Source organism: Flagellimonas crocea, from assembly GCF_033441595.1.
Taxonomy (GTDB): Bacteria; Bacteroidota; Bacteroidia; order Flavobacteriales; family Flavobacteriaceae; genus Flagellimonas; species Flagellimonas crocea.
In genome coordinates this window covers 521,234-537,984 of the sequence record NZ_JAUZVX010000003.1, presented here as the reverse complement: position 1 = coordinate 537,984, position 16,751 = coordinate 521,234, and the positions used below count along the sequence as shown (strand labels likewise).

Annotated in this window: 14 protein-coding genes; 6 read left to right on the top strand and 8 right to left on the bottom strand. The window is 42.6% G+C overall.

The features are described from left to right. Positions 1–54: 54 nt before the first annotated feature. From SD449_RS11840 to SD449_RS11830, 3 genes are all read right to left on the bottom strand, one after another. Positions 55–1,416 (bottom strand): OmpA family protein, encoded by a 1,362-nt coding sequence (locus SD449_RS11840; RefSeq protein WP_318310844.1) that lies wholly within the window; start codon positions 1,414–1,416, stop codon positions 55–57. 123 nt (positions 1,417–1,539) lie between these two features. Further along, the gene (gene kbl, locus SD449_RS11835; protein ID WP_207030944.1) at positions 1,540–2,733 is read right to left on the bottom strand and encodes a glycine C-acetyltransferase; all 1,194 of its coding nucleotides are present in this window, start codon (positions 2,731–2,733) and stop codon (positions 1,540–1,542) included. 14 nt (positions 2,734–2,747) lie between these two features. After that, a complete protein-coding gene (locus tag SD449_RS11830; RefSeq protein WP_318310843.1) occupies positions 2,748–5,873 on the bottom strand; it encodes a UvrD-helicase domain-containing protein in 3,126 nt (1,041 codons plus the stop codon). Positions 5,874–5,993: 120 nt separating this feature from the next. Here SD449_RS11830 and SD449_RS11825 point away from each other — a divergent pair, with 120 nt between their 5' ends. Next, entirely contained in the window at positions 5,994–6,602 is a 609-nt protein-coding gene (locus SD449_RS11825) for a superoxide dismutase (protein ID WP_225605569.1), read from the top strand. A gap of 664 nt (positions 6,603–7,266) precedes the next feature. Here the strand turns inward: SD449_RS11825 and SD449_RS11820 are convergent. The 4 genes from SD449_RS11820 to purN form a co-directional block, all read right to left on the bottom strand. After that, complete coding sequence (locus tag SD449_RS11820) at positions 7,267–9,165, bottom strand: amidophosphoribosyltransferase (protein ID WP_318310841.1); 1,899 nt, start codon at positions 9,163–9,165, stop codon at positions 7,267–7,269. A gap of 42 nt (positions 9,166–9,207) precedes the next feature. After that, complete coding sequence (locus SD449_RS11815; RefSeq protein WP_318310840.1) at positions 9,208–10,134, bottom strand: PfkB family carbohydrate kinase; 927 nt, start codon at positions 10,132–10,134, stop codon at positions 9,208–9,210. A 76-nt stretch (positions 10,135–10,210) separates the two neighbouring features. Then, positions 10,211–10,846: a ribonuclease H family protein gene (locus SD449_RS11810; protein WP_318310839.1), complete on the bottom strand. Its 636-nt coding sequence runs from the start codon at positions 10,844–10,846 to the stop codon at positions 10,211–10,213. Continuing rightward, positions 10,846–11,409 carry a phosphoribosylglycinamide formyltransferase gene (purN, locus tag SD449_RS11805; protein WP_318310838.1) on the bottom strand — a complete coding sequence of 188 codons (564 nt, stop codon included), beginning with the start codon at positions 11,407–11,409 and terminating at the stop codon, positions 10,846–10,848. The genes SD449_RS11810 and purN overlap by 1 nt, the downstream gene beginning before the upstream one ends. 162 nt (positions 11,410–11,571) lie before the next feature. Between purN and SD449_RS11800 the strand changes: the two genes are divergently transcribed. The 5 genes from SD449_RS11800 to pyk all read left to right on the top strand — a co-directional run bounded on the left by SD449_RS11800 (position 11,572) and on the right by pyk (position 15,926). Further along, positions 11,572–11,805: an acyl carrier protein gene (locus tag SD449_RS11800; RefSeq protein ID WP_009778413.1), complete on the top strand. Its 234-nt coding sequence runs from the start codon at positions 11,572–11,574 to the stop codon at positions 11,803–11,805. A 101-nt stretch (positions 11,806–11,906) separates the two neighbouring features. Next, positions 11,907–13,157, top strand: a complete 1,251-nt coding sequence (gene fabF / locus SD449_RS11795; protein ID WP_318310825.1) for a beta-ketoacyl-ACP synthase II — start codon at positions 11,907–11,909, stop codon at positions 13,155–13,157. 10 nt (positions 13,158–13,167) lie between these two features. Beyond that, positions 13,168–13,905 carry a ribonuclease III gene (rnc, locus tag SD449_RS11790; RefSeq protein WP_318310823.1) on the top strand — a complete coding sequence of 246 codons (738 nt, stop codon included), beginning with the start codon at positions 13,168–13,170 and terminating at the stop codon, positions 13,903–13,905. 111 nt (positions 13,906–14,016) lie between these two features. Next, complete coding sequence (locus SD449_RS11785) at positions 14,017–14,481, top strand: IPExxxVDY family protein (protein WP_318310822.1); 465 nt, start codon at positions 14,017–14,019, stop codon at positions 14,479–14,481. A gap of 2 nt (positions 14,482–14,483) precedes the next feature. Next, entirely contained in the window at positions 14,484–15,926 is a 1,443-nt protein-coding gene (gene pyk, locus SD449_RS11780; RefSeq protein ID WP_318310821.1) for a pyruvate kinase, read from the top strand. Positions 15,927–15,981: 55 nt separating this feature from the next. Here pyk and SD449_RS11775 read toward each other — a convergent pair whose 3' ends face one another. Continuing rightward, positions 15,982–16,563 carry a TetR/AcrR family transcriptional regulator gene (locus SD449_RS11775; protein WP_318310820.1) on the bottom strand — a complete coding sequence of 194 codons (582 nt, stop codon included), beginning with the start codon at positions 16,561–16,563 and terminating at the stop codon, positions 15,982–15,984. Positions 16,564–16,751: the final 188 nt, after the last annotated feature.

The window sequence follows — 16,751 nt, the reverse complement described above, 5'->3', positions numbered from 1 at the left end:
AATAAAAAAGGCCCCGCATTTGCGGAGCCTTTTTAAAGAAAACTTTAAAGTTTCTTATTCTTTTACCAAGTTGATTTCAACTCGTCTGTTTTGAGCTCTACCAGCTCTAGTATTGTTAGTTGCGATAGGCTTGGACTCACCGTAACCTTCAGCAGACAATCTGAACTCATCGATTCCTTTGTCTACCAAGAAGTCTTTTACAGAAAGTGCACGTGCCTCAGAAAGCTCTTGGTTCAATTTATCGCTACCTACACTGTCAGTGTGACCTTCTACGGTAAACTTAGCAGTAGGATACTCGTTCAAGATTTGGATGATGTCAACCATTACAGAAGTAGATTCTGCTTTGATAGAAGACTTACCAGTATCGAACAAGATAGTTCTAGCGTAATCGTTCAATTGCTTCTGAACTTCTTCAGTTACTTCAGGACAACCTTTGTTGGCTACAGTACCGGCAACTTCTGGACACTGATCGTCTTTGTCAAGTACTCCGTCACCATCAGAATCTGGCCAAGGGCATCCGTTGTTTGCAGCAGGACCTGCTTCGTTAGGACACTCGTCATCTTTATCGGCAACACCGTCACCATCAGCATCAGGACAACCAGCTAGTGCAGGAAGACCTGGAGTGCTTGGACAAGCATCATCTTTATCGGCAACACCGTCACCGTCAGAATCAGGACATCCGTTCATTTCTTTTGAACCTGCTTCGTTTGGACAAGCATCTTTTGCATCTTCGATACCATCACCGTCAGAATCAGGACATCCGTTGAATGCAGCCAAACCAGCTACTTCTGGACAAGCATCGTCTTTGTCGTAGATACCGTCACCATCTGTGTCAGTTCCACCGAACTTGATGCTGATACCAGCCATATGTTGGAAATGCTTAACCAAGTAATCTTCGAAAGCGTGCTTGTATTGTGTTTGTAGTGTTAAACCAAGGTTGTCAGTGAACCAAAAGTTTACACCAATACCACCGTTAACAGTACCAGCACCAATTTCATCAACCCAAGTATAACCACCACCGATTTCCAAGAAAGGATCTACAGTAGTGTTCTTAAGGAAATTGTACTTGATCGTACCATCTATAGCGTAGTGAGAAAGATCGTCAGCTTCGAAGTCTCCCAATTTTTCGATTCTGTTCAAAGAACCTCTTGCTCCAACGGAGAAACCATCACCAACATATTTGGAAACGGAAACATAAGAAACGGAAGGCAAAATGTTCCAGTGATCAGATACGTTAAAATACTCGTCGAACAACGTTGTGCTTGAATAAGGATTGTTCTCATCGTTGGTAGGATAGACGTCTATTGCATTGACCCCTATGCTAACCTGCCAGGGATTATTTTCGTCTTGCGCTTGTATGCTGTTGATCCCTACAAATACAAGAGCAACAACCAATAATTTGCTAAGATGTTTCATGCTCAAAATTTTAAGTTTAAGTGTTTATCAGCAGCAAATGTAAGTTGTTAAGACTTATTAACAAAATCTAAATTTCTTTTTTTTTGACTCATTTGCACTAAGAATTGTTGCATTTCGTCGAATTTAGATAACCTTTAACGACTTTCCTACCTTAATAAAAGCATTAATTGCATGGTCCAAATGCTCTTTTTCATGGGCTGCGGAGAGCTGTACCCTTATCCTTGCCTTGTCTTTCGGGACAACGGGATAAAAGAAGCCGATTACATAGATGCCCTCTTTTAAAAGCATATCGGCCATGTCTTGGGAAAGTTTGGCATCGTACAACATTACTGGAACAATCGCCGAATCACCATCAATAATATCGAATCCAGCTTCTTTCATTCCTTTTTTGAAGTATTCCGTGTTGCTTTGGAGCTTATCTCTTAGTGTAGTGTCGGTATCCAACATCTCAAAAACCTTGATGGATGCCCCAACAATGGCAGGAGCCAAGGAATTGGAGAACAGATAGGGCCTGGAGCGCTGGCGCAGCATCTCGATGATTTCTTTTTTGCCCGTGGTATAACCGCCCATGGCACCGCCCAAGGCCTTGCCCAGAGTTCCAGTGATAATATCGATTCGGTCCAAAACACCTTTTTCTTCCAAGGTACCGCGACCTGTTTCCCCGATAAATCCTGCGGCGTGGCATTCATCGATCATTACCATGGCGTCATATTTTTCCGCTAGGTCACATATTTTGTCCAACGGGGCCAACAAACCATCCATGGAGAACACTCCATCGGTAACGATTATTTTAAAGCGGGCACCATCGGCATTACTTTGTTTCAGCTTTTCTTCCAAATCGGCCATGTCGTTATTGGTGTAGCGGTACCTCATGGCCTTGCACAGGCGTACCCCATCAATAATCGACGCATGGTTCAACGAATCGGAGATAATGGCGTCCTCTGCGGTGAGCAAAGGCTCGAATACGCCTCCATTGGCATCAAAAGCAGCGGCATATAATATGGTATCCTCCGTGCCATAGAAATCGGCGATTTTTTGTTCCAGTTCTTTGTGGATGTCCTGCGTTCCGCAAATAAAGCGTACCGATGACATTCCAAAACCGTGGGTGTCCATCGCGTCCTTGGCGGCTTGGATCACCTCTGGATGAGAAGAGAGTCCCAAATAATTGTTCGCGCAAAAATTGATGACTTCCTCGCCTGTGGAGATTTTTATCACAGCATCTTGCGGAGAGGTAATGATGCGTTCTTTTTTAAATAGGCCAGCTTCTTCAATTTCCTTCAATTCTTTGGCCAAATGTTCTTTTATTTTTCCGTACATATCTTTAATTAGCTTTATACAAAAATAGGGTCTATTTCTTGGTCAATATAAACAATAATGGATTGTTTGATCTTAAAGTCCATATCTCTTAAAATATCGGCGTAGTTGGCAATCTGCTCCTTGTGCTTGGGCGATGGTTTTCCTGTTTTGTAATCAATGATGGTCGCCTCGTTTTCAGAGATAACGATTCTGTCCGGACGAAGGGAAAACCCATCGGTTGTCAAGATTTCCCTTTCATTTAAAACGTGAAGGTCGTCCAAGAACAAATCTTTCAACTTCGGATGGTTCACAACGGCCATTATTTTTTGTTTGATGTCGCCTGCCGCTTCTTTTGGAAAATGTCCCTCTATCTCCAAGCGTTCCAAAACAGCATCAACATCATTTATTGTTTCAATCTGGCTCAAGGCAAAGTGAATCACATTCCCCATTTCGATGGCCTCCAAGCGTTCATCGTCCCATAAACGGCTCGATTTGGTGGAAATCGTAAAGCCAGTATCATCTTTAGGTCGGGTCACGTAACGGATGTGGTTTTCGGTCGATTCCGAAGAAGATTCCACCATTTCTTTGGACGGAAATGCTCCTATCGTATAAACGCCACTCTCCTTTTCGGGAATATTGGCCTGTTTTACATACAATTGAAAAAGGTCGGAGTAGGATGAAGCTGCTTCAACGGAATCGACCTCTTTTTTGCTGGATTCAGTAATGACAAAGAGCCCTTTTACGGGACGTGTGAGGGCCACGTAGAGCACGTTCATGGAATCCAACAAGGTTTTTTGTTCTTCGGCCACATATTTTTGATGGGCCACCTCGTTGTATTCCAACATATCCTTATTGTTGTTGATCAAGAATTCTTCCAGTCCTAAAGCGCTATCATTTGTGGTAGCGGGCACCCAGGTCTTTTTCTTCTTCCGTTTGTCGTCCAGAATGGCATTGGCAAAAGGGAAAATCACAAATGGGAATTCAAGTCCTTTGGCCTTGTGAATCGTCATAATCTTTACGGCATCCACCCCATCTGGCGCGGCAATGGACAGGGATTCTTTTTTTACTTCCCAATAATTAAGGAAGGCATACACGCTGGGTCCCTCTCTTTTTTCCAAATCGAGCACTTCATCCATCAAAAATGAAATATGTGCCACAGAACCTTGATAAAGCTCAAACTGTACAATGGCAGTTTCCAAGATGGTCAATACAGGCTCCCCTTTTAATTTAATAATGTTGAAGTTATACTCGGCCGTCAAGAACGCCTCAATATCCTCAAGATTATTACTGATGAAGGTATGTTTGCCGTTTTCATGAGGGGATAGATACATTAATATATGGTATGCTGCCTCCTTATCTTTTGTATTTTCAAGAATTCGGAGGATGGATATCAAAAAAATGACTTTCTCATTCTTTGCCAACAACAGTGCATCCGAAGAAATAATGGGAATGTTCCGCTGTGCCAAAAAGTCCGCCAGCAGCATTCCTTTTTTATTGTCGCGCACCAACACACAGATATCCGAATAAGCATGATTTTCCGAAACTATGTGCTGGATGGATTTTAAGGTTTCTTCGCAATAAACCTCATCCTTGTCCTCCACATCCGCATCCAAAAAGGACATTTGAATATATCCTCCAGGTTTGTTGTTTGTTTTTTGATGGGAGTCGTTCAAAAAGAGGTTGTGATAATCCTCGTTGCCCAGCACAGGGGCCATTTTGGTGAAAAAGCTGTTGTTGAAGTCCACGATTTCATCATAGCTTCTCCAGTTGGTGTCCAAGGAATATATGCTAGGTTCTACCACGAACGGATGCGATTTTTTATTGATCAAATTGAGGAATTGCTCCGCTCGTCCCCCCCGCCAACGATAAATCGCTTGTTTTACATCGCCTACCAAAAAAAGAGATCCCCGTTCGTGTTTTTCGTCCTCGCTTTCCAAAGCATTGCCGATAAGGGGGACCAAGTTCTCCCATTGCATTTTGGAGGTGTCCTGGAACTCGTCTATAAAATAATGGCGGTATTTTTCGCCCATCCGTTCATAAATGAACGGGACGGGTTGGTTCTTGATTTCTTTGGACAGAATCGCATTTAGGGAGGAAATGGGAATGATATCCCTATCCAGCTCAATGTTCTTGATTTCCTTGGCGATTTCGTTCAAGACCGTCATCGGAACTATGTTGCCATACATGTTTTGGAGATAACTGTGCCGATACACAAGTCTTTTTATGATGAGGTAACTTTCCAAAAGGGTCACGGCCAATTGGGTAACATCTCTTTTGTCATTTGCCTTCAGCAATTTTCCCTCGACCAGATTGGGCTCCAAAGTTTTGGCAGCATACAATTTTTTTGGGTCGAGTTCTCCATCCACCATTTTTTTAAAATGATTGGGCAAGGTTTGTCTGGGGAAATCGGTGAAATCAAACCCATGGTTCTTTATTTCTTGAAGCACAGTTTGGGCCAATTGTTTTACCTTTTCCTCAATGGACTTGCTTTCTGACGCTATCCGTTCTTGGATCTTTTGAAAATCCCCGATGGATTTATCACGTAAAGGATCTATGTGTGCGGAATGGTTTTCTTGGAACAGAAGTTTGCCAATTTCGATAAGGTCGTAGGTGATGTTCCAACTTTTGTCATCATCTATTTTTTCGAGGGAAAAGGCAATCAGGACTTCGGTAAGCTTTTCATCGTTGCCCGCACGTTCCAAAAGTCTTCCCACGGCTTCTTCCAGCAACAGGTCGAGATTGAGTTCTACCTCAAAATTTTGTGATAGGTGTAGATCGCGGGCAAATGTTTTTATGATCTTATGGTTGAACTTGTCAATGGTCGAAATCTCAAAAAAGGAATAATTGTGGAGAATCCGTTTTAAAATGAGTTGGGACCGTTGCCGCAATTGCTCTTCGGTCAAGGAAAGTTCATCACAAAGGGATTGGAACAGGCTTTCTTGCTTTTCGGGAACCTGATCCTGACCAAAGGCGTAGAGGTTTTCCAAAATTCGAGTCTTCATTTCGTCCACTGCCTTATTGGTAAAGGTAATGGCCAAAATCTGTCTGAACTTTACGACAGAATTGTTGGAAAGCAGTAATTTGAGATATGCTTTTGCAAGGGCATAGGTTTTGCCCGAACCGGCCGAAGCACTGAATATTTTAAAATTGGAGTCCTCCAAACGACTTTTTCCTGCAAAATAAGGATTACTTGCCTGATGTTAACATGGTTTTAGGGGAATATAAATGTTAAAATCGTATTTTTACGTAAAAGAATTAATAACCTAAAAAAACAGAATATTATGGCTTTTGAATTACCAAAATTACCGTATGCATACGATGCATTGGAACCTCATATAGATGCAAGAACGATGGAAATCCATCATACCAAGCACCACAATGGCTACACAACCAAGTTGAACGGAGCTATTGAGGGAACCGATTTGGCAGGAAAAGGAATCGTTGAGATCTTGAAAGGATTGGACATGTCCAACAGTGCCGTTAGAAATAATGGAGGTGGATTTTTCAACCACAGTCTTTTCTGGGAAGTAATGTCGCCCAACGGTGGTGGAAAACCATCAGGTGAGTTGGCTTCTGCAATTGATGCCGCCTTTGGTTCTTTTGACGCTTTTAAAGAGAAATTTTCTTCAGCGGCCGCAACCCAATTTGGATCAGGTTGGGCCTGGTTGTGCGTGCACAAAGGAGGAAAATTGGAAATTTGCTCTACTCCAAACCAAGACAACCCCATTATGCCGGGAGTAGGTTGTGGTGGTTACCCAATTTTGGGATTGGATGTATGGGAACATGCTTACTATTTGAACTACCAAAACTTGAGACCAGATTACATTTCAGCATTTTTTAATGTGATCAATTGGGACAAAGTTTCCGAAAACTATGCGGCTAGCAAATAAGAACTAGTTGATTAATAATTAAAAAAGCCGTGCACTTAGTGCACGGCTTTTTTTGTGTTCAATTTTTTAAAATAGAAAAGGGTGAGGAAGCCCTCACCCTTTTCGTCCCAAATCTTACCATAAACTTAACCTACTTATGCTATGGCGAGACTAAAATACTGGTATTGTGTAAAATAACAAAGGGTTTTAAAAAATATTTTGCTTTTTGGAAGAAAAAGAAAACGTGCAGTTCGTCGATAAAATGGATAAAACCTTGGTAGTCAAACATAAAGAAGCCGGAGCATGCTCCGGCTTCTTTCCCCAAATCTTACCATGAACTTAACCTACTTATGCTATGGTTCTCCAAAAGTAAGCCAAGTGTTGTTTTTGTGCCCAAGCTTTTAGATGAAACTCCCTTTAATCAGTTGAAGTGTTCAACAGGGCCCGATTATTGATAAATGTCAAGAAAACAAAGGGAAACCAGAACGTTTTGGGAAGTGCAGAAAATAAAAAAGGTGGAATAGCTTCCACCTTTTTTGCCCCAAATCTTACCATGAACTTAACCTACTTATGCTATGGCAAGTACTAAAGTAGGTTTGTGGGTTTCTGTTTGTATAAAAACCCGCTATTCTGCTAGTTTCATCGATAAAATGCACGGTAATGTGCAATTTTATCGTGCTCCAATCTAATATGCCCTCTCTTTTTTGCCCTCAAAAAAGTTGACGAACGCCTTGTTTACCACCCTGTTGCCGCCCGGGGTTGGATAGTTTCCAGTGAAATACCAATCCCCAAGGTTTTTTGGGCAGGCACTGTGGAGGCCTTCAATAGTTTGATATATGATCTCAACTTCTGCATTGATGCCTTCCGGACTTAAGATTTCGCCAATTTTACGTGAAATCTGTTTAGCGCTGAACGGGGCATAAAACTCCTGCACATAGTTCACTGCATTTTTATTGGAAGGATTGGTCTGTGTGAGACACTTTTCATAAATCTCCTTTATTTTATGCGAAGTGCCGTGCTCTTCATGGAGCGCAAGCGCTGCCCTAAACGCTACAAAATCCTCCAATCGGGCCATATCGATCCCATAACAGTCTGGATATCGAATTTGTGGAGCAGAGGAGACTACAACTATTTTCTTGGGAGATAACCTGTCCAGAATTTTAAGGATGCTTCGTTTTAAGGTAGTTCCCCGAACAATACTATCATCTATAATGACGAGATTGTCCGTTGGTTTTACGGAACCGTACGAAATATCATAAACGTGGGTCACCAAATCGTCCCTGCTACTGTCTTGGGTGATAAAAGTTCGCAGTTTGGCATCTTTTATGGCCACTTTTTCAATACGCGGACGAATATTCAATATGTTATGAAGCTCTTCGGCCGTCATCTTGGAGCCCAATGCCAAAATTTGTTCTTCCTTCTTCTTGTTGAGGTAATTCTGGGCCTCTTTCACCATTCCAAAGAACGATGTCTCCGCCGTGTTGGGGATATAGGAGAAAACGGTGTTCTCCAAATCGTTGTCAATGGACTTCAATATTTCTGGGAACACAAGTTTCCCCAGTTTTTTTCTTTCCTGATAGATTTCCTTGTCACTGCCTCTTGAGAAATAAATGCGCTCAAAAGAACAGGCTTTGCGTTCGGTCGGCTCCAAGATTTTCTTTAAGGCCATGGAACCGCTCTTCTTCACGATTACGGCATGTCCAGGGTCCAGTTCGTGTACATCATCAAAATTAACATTGAACACGGTTTGTATCACCGGACGTTCCGATGCCACGACCACCACTTCATCATCTTGGTAATAATAAGCGGGCCGAATACCGGCAGGGTCACGCATTACAAAGGCATCACCGTGTCCGATAAGTCCGCTCATAGCGTATCCACCGTCCCAGTTTTTTGAAGCTTTTCTCAGAATTTTGGCTACGTTCAAGCGCTCGGCTATCAATGCAGAGGCTTCCCTTTTCGTATATCCTTCTTTTTTGATCTGCTTGTAAAGCTTGGCTACGGCATCATCCAAAAAGTGACCGATTTTTTCCATTACGGTAACCGTGTCGGCCTTTTCCTTGGGATGCTGTCCCAGTTCCACCAAATTGCCGAAGAGTTCATCCACGTTGGTCATGTTGAAGTTTCCGGCGACAATTAGGTTACGGTGCATCCAGTTGTTCTGCCTTAAAAAGGGATGAACGCTCTCGATGCTGTTCTTTCCGAAGGTGCCATAGCGAACATGCCCCATTAAAAGTTCGCCAATATAAGGTATGTTCTTTTTTTGCCAGTCAACATCGTTCTCGCGTTCCGGGTTTTCAGTCAATGCCGTATTGATACGGTTGTTGATTTGGGCAAAAATATCCTGAATGGGTTGCTGTTCTGCCGACCTTACACGGCTCATGTAGCGCTCACCGGGCTGCATGTCCATTTTTATACTTGCAAAACCGGCACCATCTTGTCCTCGGTTGTGCTGCTTCTCCATCATTAGGTACATCTTGTTTACGCCGTAAAAAGCCGTACCGTACTTTTCTTTGTAGTACTCCAGGGGTTTAAGCAAACGGATCAATGATATTCCGCATTCGTGCTTAATGGGATCACTCATAACAATACAAATAAAAAAGCCCCGAAACTTTCAGGGCAAACATTATGTTAATTCTATATTGAACTGCGTCAACTCTCTAAATTGTAACAAGCGGGCCTCGACCTCGCTCTTTTTTAAATCGACCATCCGGTCCGTGCCAAATTTTTCCACACAGAACGATGCCAAGTTGGAACCATGGATTATGGCATTTTTCATACTCTCAAAAGAAATGTTTTCCGACTCGGTCAAATACCCGGCAAAGCCACCTGCAAAGGTGTCTCCGGCACCGGTAGGGTCAAAAACCTCCTCCAAGGGCAGTGCAGGGGCAAAGAAAATATTGTCCTTGTGGAACAAAAGCGCACCGTGCTCCCCCTTTTTTATGACCACATATTTGGGGCCCATTTCCTGAATCTTTGCGGCGGCCTTGACCAAGGAATATTTGTTGGTCATCTGTCTCGCCTCTTCATCATTAATGGTAATCACATCGATTTTGGAAATTACCGCCATCAATTCGTCCCATGCGTTGTCCATCCAAAAATTCATGGTATCCAAAACTATTAGCTTTGGTCGTTTTTCCATCTGATTAATTACACTCAGTTGGATATTAGGGTGAAGATTGCCCAGCATCACGATATCTGCGGCCGCATATTCCTCAGGCACAACAGGGTTGAAGTCCGCCAAGGTATTCAACTCTGTGGCTAAAGTATCCCTGGAATTTAGGTCGTTATGGTACTTTCCTTTCCAAAAGAAGGTCTTGCCTCCTTTCACTATTTCAACACCTGAAAGGTCTATATTCCTATTTTTTAAAACATCCATGTAAGATTGGGGAAAGTCATCTCCCACTACGGATACAATTGCGGAGTCTATATTAAATTGAGAAGCTGCCAAACCGATAAAGGTGCCGGCACCCCCCAAAATTCTTCCTGTTTTCCCGAACGGTGTCTCAATGGCATCGAAAGCCATGGTCCCCACGATCAGTAATTTGCCCATTCCCTAATTTTTGCTGCAAATATACAGCATGGATGATCCAATTATCAAAAAATGGCTTCTTTGTTCGTGAAACGGATTATTTTCTCCCAAAATCAGCAGGAATTTCGCCCCAAGCTTTGGTCTCCCACTTTACGATCGGGGTGTTGAACCGATTTTTTTTGAGCCATTCCTCCGCCCTTGCGATCAATTCAAAAAGCTGCGCATTTTTGGCTGTTTTGTTCAATTTGGTGCCACATTTTTTCTTTCGCACCCAACCTATGGCAATCCTCGAATCGGAATACAGGATGCGGTCGCTTTTCTTTTGCTGCAAAAAAGCAAGACCATGGACCAGTGCCAAGAATTCCCCGACATTGCTGGTTCCCTGCTCAAAGGGACCTTGATGAAAAAGTACTTTTTTGCTTTTGGTGTCCACGCCGCGATATTCCATTTTCCCAGGGTTGCCGCTCGATGCAGCGTCCACGGCAATGGAATTATAATTGGGGTCTCCGATTTTTAACAATTCTTCTGGGCTAAGTTCGCTTTTGCCCTTGGACTTGCCCTTATATTCCAAATAATTGCCATTGTAGGCTTTTTTGGCTTCCTCGAAGGTGGCGAACGATTTGTATTGCGCCCCTTTTACACCTTCAATTTGGGCCTTGCAATCTGCCCAGGACTCAAAAATGCCTGGGTGTTTCCCTTGCCATACTACATAAAATTTCTTCTTTTTGGCCATTAGGACAACAGTTTTTCTATCACTTTAGGAAAATGTTCATATTCGAGTTGATGTACTTTTCGGGCAATGATGCTTGCATCGTCCGACGGCTCTACTAAAGTTTTTGCTTGAAAGATGATGGCGCCCTCGTCATAATTTTCATTTACATAATGTATGGTAATGCCGGTTTCGCTTTCATTATTATCTTTTACGGCTTGATGCACCCTGTCGCCGTACATGCCTTTTCCACCGTATTTGGGCAACAGGGCAGGGTGAATATTGATGATTTTATCGGGAAAGGCCTCGATAAGGTTCGATGGAATCTTCCAAAGAAAGCCGGCGAGCACGATCAAATCGGTTTGTAGCCCTTCAAGAAACTTAACTACTGCATTGGAATCCCTAAAAGCTGTTTTGTTAAAGTAAAAAGCCGGCACCTGTAGACGGTCGCAGCGTTCCAGAACCTTGGCCGAGCTCTTGTTGGTAAGCACGGCAACGACTTCCGCACCCGGTTTTTCACGAAAAAAGGAAATAATATTTTCTGCATTCGACCCACTGCCCGATGCGAAGATTACAATTCGTTTCATTCGTTAGGAATTGATGTGATTTTGGACTAAATTACATCGGCTAAAGTAAGGTACAGTATTTTAAAGTGTTTAATTTAAGGCACATTTTATCTACAAATAGTGTATTTAATCCAAAGTTTTATATTTTTGCCAACGATTTAAATTTTTAAAACCACAATAATTATGTCAGACATTGCATCAAGAGTAAAGGCTATCATCGTTGATAAACTAGGTGTAGATGAGAACGAAGTTGTAGCGGAAGCTAGCTTTACCAACGACTTAGGAGCGGATTCCTTGGACACTGTTGAACTTATCATGGAGTTTGAGAAAGAATTTGATATTCAAATACCAGACGACCAAGCAGAGAACATTGCCACTGTGGGTCAGGCCATTAGCTACATCGAAGAAGCTAAGTAATTATATGATATATCGCTAAAGATTATAAATTATCCATGTGGTGGTTATCGCATGGATAATTTTTTTTATAATTTAGGTCTAAAGGGTAAAAAGATAGTTCAATGCAGTTAAAGCGAGTTGTAGTTACTGGAATGGGAGCGTTAACGCCCATAGGTAACAATTTGGAAGCTTATTGGGAAGGACTACGGACCGGTAAGAGCGGTTCTGCCCCCATTACTTATTTCGATACCGAAAAATTTAAGACAAAGTTTGCTTGCGAGCTTAAGGGCTATGACTCTTCCGATTTTTTTGATCGTAAGGAAGCAAGAAAACTGGACAGGTTTGCACAGTATGCCTTGGTGTCTTCAGACGAAGCCATAGCAGATTCTGGAATAGACTTGAACGTAGTGGACAAGTTTCGGGTAGGTGTCGTATGGGGCGCCGGAATAGGTGGTTTGGAAACTTTCCAGAACGAAGTGATCGGGTATGCCGAAGGTGATGGCACTCCTCGGTTCAACCCATTCTTTATTCCCAAAATGATTGCCGATATAGCTCCGGGCAATATCTCCATAAAACATGGATTTATGGGCCCCAACTATACTACGGTATCTGCCTGTGCCTCTTCTGCCAATGCCATGATCGATGCTCTTAACTATATTAGGTTGGGTCATTGTGATGTAATCGTAACAGGCGGTAGTGAAGCCGCCGTGACCATTGCAGGTATGGGAGGATTTAACGCCATGCACGCACTTTCCACCAGAAACGAAAGCCCCGAAACCGCATCTAGGCCATTCGACGCTACACGCGACGGATTTGTGCTCGGAGAAGGAGGAGGAGCTCTTATCTTGGAAGAATACGAACATGCCAAAGCTCGTGGAGCTAAAATATATGCCGAGGTTTTAGGTGGAGGATTGTCAAGTGATGCCTATCACATGACCGCTCCTCATCCAGAAGGCATCGGAGTGGTAAAAGTGATGGAAAACTGTCTGCTGGACGCCGGATTGAAACCGGAAGATGTGGATGCCATCAACACCCACGGAACCTCGACACCGCTAGGGGATGTAGCCGAATTAAAGGCAATTTCCAAGGTGTTCGGAGATCATGCGCCAAAAATTAACATCAACTCCACCAAGTCCATGACAGGACACTTGTTGGGAGCAGCAGGAGCCATTGAGGCCATTGCATCCATTTTGGCCATGGAGCACAGTTTGGTGCCCCCTACGATCAATCACAGTGTTGTGGACGACCAAATAGACCCGTCGCTTAATTTGACCTTGAATAAGGCACAAGAGCGTGAGGTTAAGGTTGCTATGAGCAATACTTTTGGTTTTGGAGGCCACAATGCCTGTATATTATTCAAAAAAATAGGGTAGTTTTGTTCACATGAAACTCACTTCCAAAATATTCAATTCCCATCCTAGCTCGGATGGGGATTTTTTTTTGGGAATGAAAAGAATACTTGGATTTAAGCCCAAGAATCTTGAAATCTACAAAAAAGCGTTTCTTCATAGGTCTATGAACAAAAAAGACAATGACGGAAACCCGGTAAACTACGAACGTTTGGAGTTTTTGGGCGACTCCATGTTGGGGACCATCATTTCAAAATATCTGTACAACGAAGTTCCCGAAGGTGACGAGGGCTATCTCACAAAAATGCGCTCCAAGGTGGTAAGCCGAAAGCACTTGAACGAATTGGGCAAAGACCTTGGACTTTTAAAATATGTAGAAAGCAGGATCCCAAAGGAACATTTTGGCGAGAATATCCACGGGAATGTTTTCGAGGCGCTTGTAGGAGCCATTTATCTGGATAGGGGCTACCATTATTGTGAAAAATTTATTGACGAACGGGTAATAGAACCGTATGTTGATATTGAACAGCTCGAGGGCAAGGTAATAAGCTACAAGAGCTTGGTTATCGAGTGGTGCCAAAAAGAAAAGAAACCTTTCAACTATAATGTATATGAAGACACCGGTAACGACGAGTTAAAGCATTTTGCCGTCAAGCTCACCATTGGCGATAGAATGTTGGCCAAGGCAAGGGCCACATCAAAGAAAAAAGCAGAGGAAAAAGCATCAAAAAGAGCCTATTTCGCATTACAGAGCAAGATTGAAAATCACTGAGTTTATATTATGGTAAATTCAAACGTTTTCGCTCCGTTTATACGTGTAATATTTTGTATTGACTAGGCATTCATTTGGATTAAGCCTATATTTACGGTTCGTGTTATGGGTATGTTTACGACGCACAAGATATCGGCAGACCTTTATGATGACAGTTTTTCCCTTATCGCCATACATAGCGATTTGGAAGATTATGCCATTGCCTACGCGATAAATGCCAACTGTGGCCTGTATTTGAAAAGAATGGAGAAAGATCTCCAACTTGATGAAAATATGGCCTTTTCCGTATTCGATTGGGACGATGAGTTGAATGATGTGTATTGGACACTGATTTCCAACAAATGCGAAATTGAACAAGTATTGCCTTCGATCGGGCTATTTGAGAACAATGTTTCCAAAAGAGCCGATTATTTGGTGAAAGAACGGAAAGAAGTGGATTATTTTTTGAAAATGGATGCAGCCGATGAAGACATGTTTTTGCAAAAAATAAAATCCATAAATCAAATTGCCAACGTGATAACAGCATATCCATTGGAAACACAAAATTTAAAATCAAAAAGAAATTTAATCTTTTAACAATGCCAACTAGAAAGAAGACTAAAATTGTAGCAACCTTGGGTCCGGCCACCAGTAAGAAGGAAACCCTGAAAGAAATGATACTCGCAGGAGTGGATGTTTTTAGGATCAACTTTTCCCACGCCGCTTACGAAGATGTTGCAGAAAGAATCAAAATGATAAGGGAACTTAATGAGGAGTTGGAAATCAACACTGCCATACTCGCCGATTTACAAGGCCCTAAACTAAGGGTCGGGGTAATGGGCGGCGAGGCCATTGTTTCCCCTGGTGACGAGGTGACCTTTGTTACGGGCGAACCCTTTGAGGGAACTGCCGAGAGGGTTTACATGAACTATAAAAGCTTCCCCAAGGACGTTAAGGCAGGAGAACGTATTCTTTTGGATGATGGGAAACTCATATTTGAAGTAAAATCGACCAATGGAGAGAATGAGGTGGTAGCCACCGTAATTCAAGGAGGTCCCTTAAAATCCAAAAAAGGGGTGAACCTGCCCAATACAAACATCTCTTTGCCGGCCCTTACCAAAAAGGATATCAAGGATGCGATTTTTGCCATTGGGCAAGAAGTTGATTGGATAGCATTGTCGTTTGTTCGACATGCACAGGATCTGTACGATTTGCATAACCTGATCAAAGAACATACCGACCACAAGATTCCGGTAATTTCAAAAATTGAAAAACCTGAAGCCCTGGAGAATATCGACGAAATTGTTAAGGCTTCCGATGGACTAATGGTCGCCCGTGGTGACCTGGGTGTGGAGATTCCCGCACAAGAAGTTCCCTTGGTTCAGAAGCAATTGGTGTTGAGCGCCAAAAAAGGAAGAATACCTGTGATCATTGCCACCCAAATGATGGAAACGATGATCACCAGTTTAACACCTACCCGTGCCGAGGTAAACGACGTGGCCAACTCCGTAATGGACGGGGCCGATGCCGTAATGCTTTCTGGAGAAACCTCTGTTGGGAACTATCCCGTGCAGGTAATCGAGAAAATGGCCAGTATTGTTACCAGTGTGGAAGCGTCCAGCCTGATCAAGGTTCCGCAAACGCCACCGCACATCCGTACCAACAGATTTATCACCAAGTCTGTTTGTTACCACGCAGCCTTAATGGCAAACGAAATTTCAGCAAAGGCCATTTCCACTTTGACCAATAGTGGGTATACTGCTTTTCAGATTTCGGCATGGAGACCGGCGGCCCATATTCTTGTATTTACATCCAACAAAAGGATATTGACCCAGCTGAACCTATTGTGGGGCGTAAAAGCGTTCTACTATGATAAGTTTGTGTCTACCGACCAAACGATAGAAGATGTGAACCAAATAGCCTGTAAAAAAGGATTTTTGGATGTCGGTGATATGCTGGTAAGTCTGGCCGCAATGCCGATCAAGGAAAAAGGCATGGTGAATACATTACGAGTTACCGAGATAGAAAAATGTAACTTCTAACGAATTCTCGGATAAGATTCAAAAAAGTCGTGCGTTGCCAAAATGCACGACTTTTTTATTGCTTCAAATCAATTTCAACCAATAGGGAGGGAGCAATGCTCCTGGCCATAAAAATGGGCCAATCGTTTTTAAATAAGTGGCTTTCGGTGACGGCACTTTCATACAAAAGATAAAGTCCGCTCGATATTTTTTCTGTTTCCGCTTTGGACAAATTGGAAATATTGTCCCCAACAACTTCCCCTAAATATAGGAGAAGCTCCTTTTTCTGCTGCCGGATAACCTCAATAATTTTGGTTTGATCGGGCGAAAGCTCACCAAGTGTTTTGATGCCCCAGCATCCTTGAAAATTCTCTTCGAGGTACATGTCCCGCAACAAATCAAAAATGGCCAATAATTGAGCCCGGCCCTTGTTCCTTTCCGCTACATATCTCTTTAAGTTGTCCATAAAGGCATTATGCCGTTGAACCAGATATGCAATACAAATATCCTCTTTGGACTTAAAATGGCTGTAAAGCGTAGCTTTGGCTATGTCACACTTGGATATAATCTCGTTAATGCCTGTTGAATTATATCCCTGGGAATAGAAAAGATTGCCCGCGGAAGAGATAATATGTTGGTGCAGGTCGGGTCGTTGCATAAAAAATAGTCTAAAATAAAATTAGCGGGGGAAGCTTTCACAAAGTAATAAAGAAATTATGTGGCAGGCAATTAAACTCATTGGTAACCTATGAAAAAATGACCGGGACAAACATTGGTCCTCTTTTTTAAGCCCATGATAACAAAAAATTTTCTAGAGTGATCTAACTGATTAATATAGTGTTGATT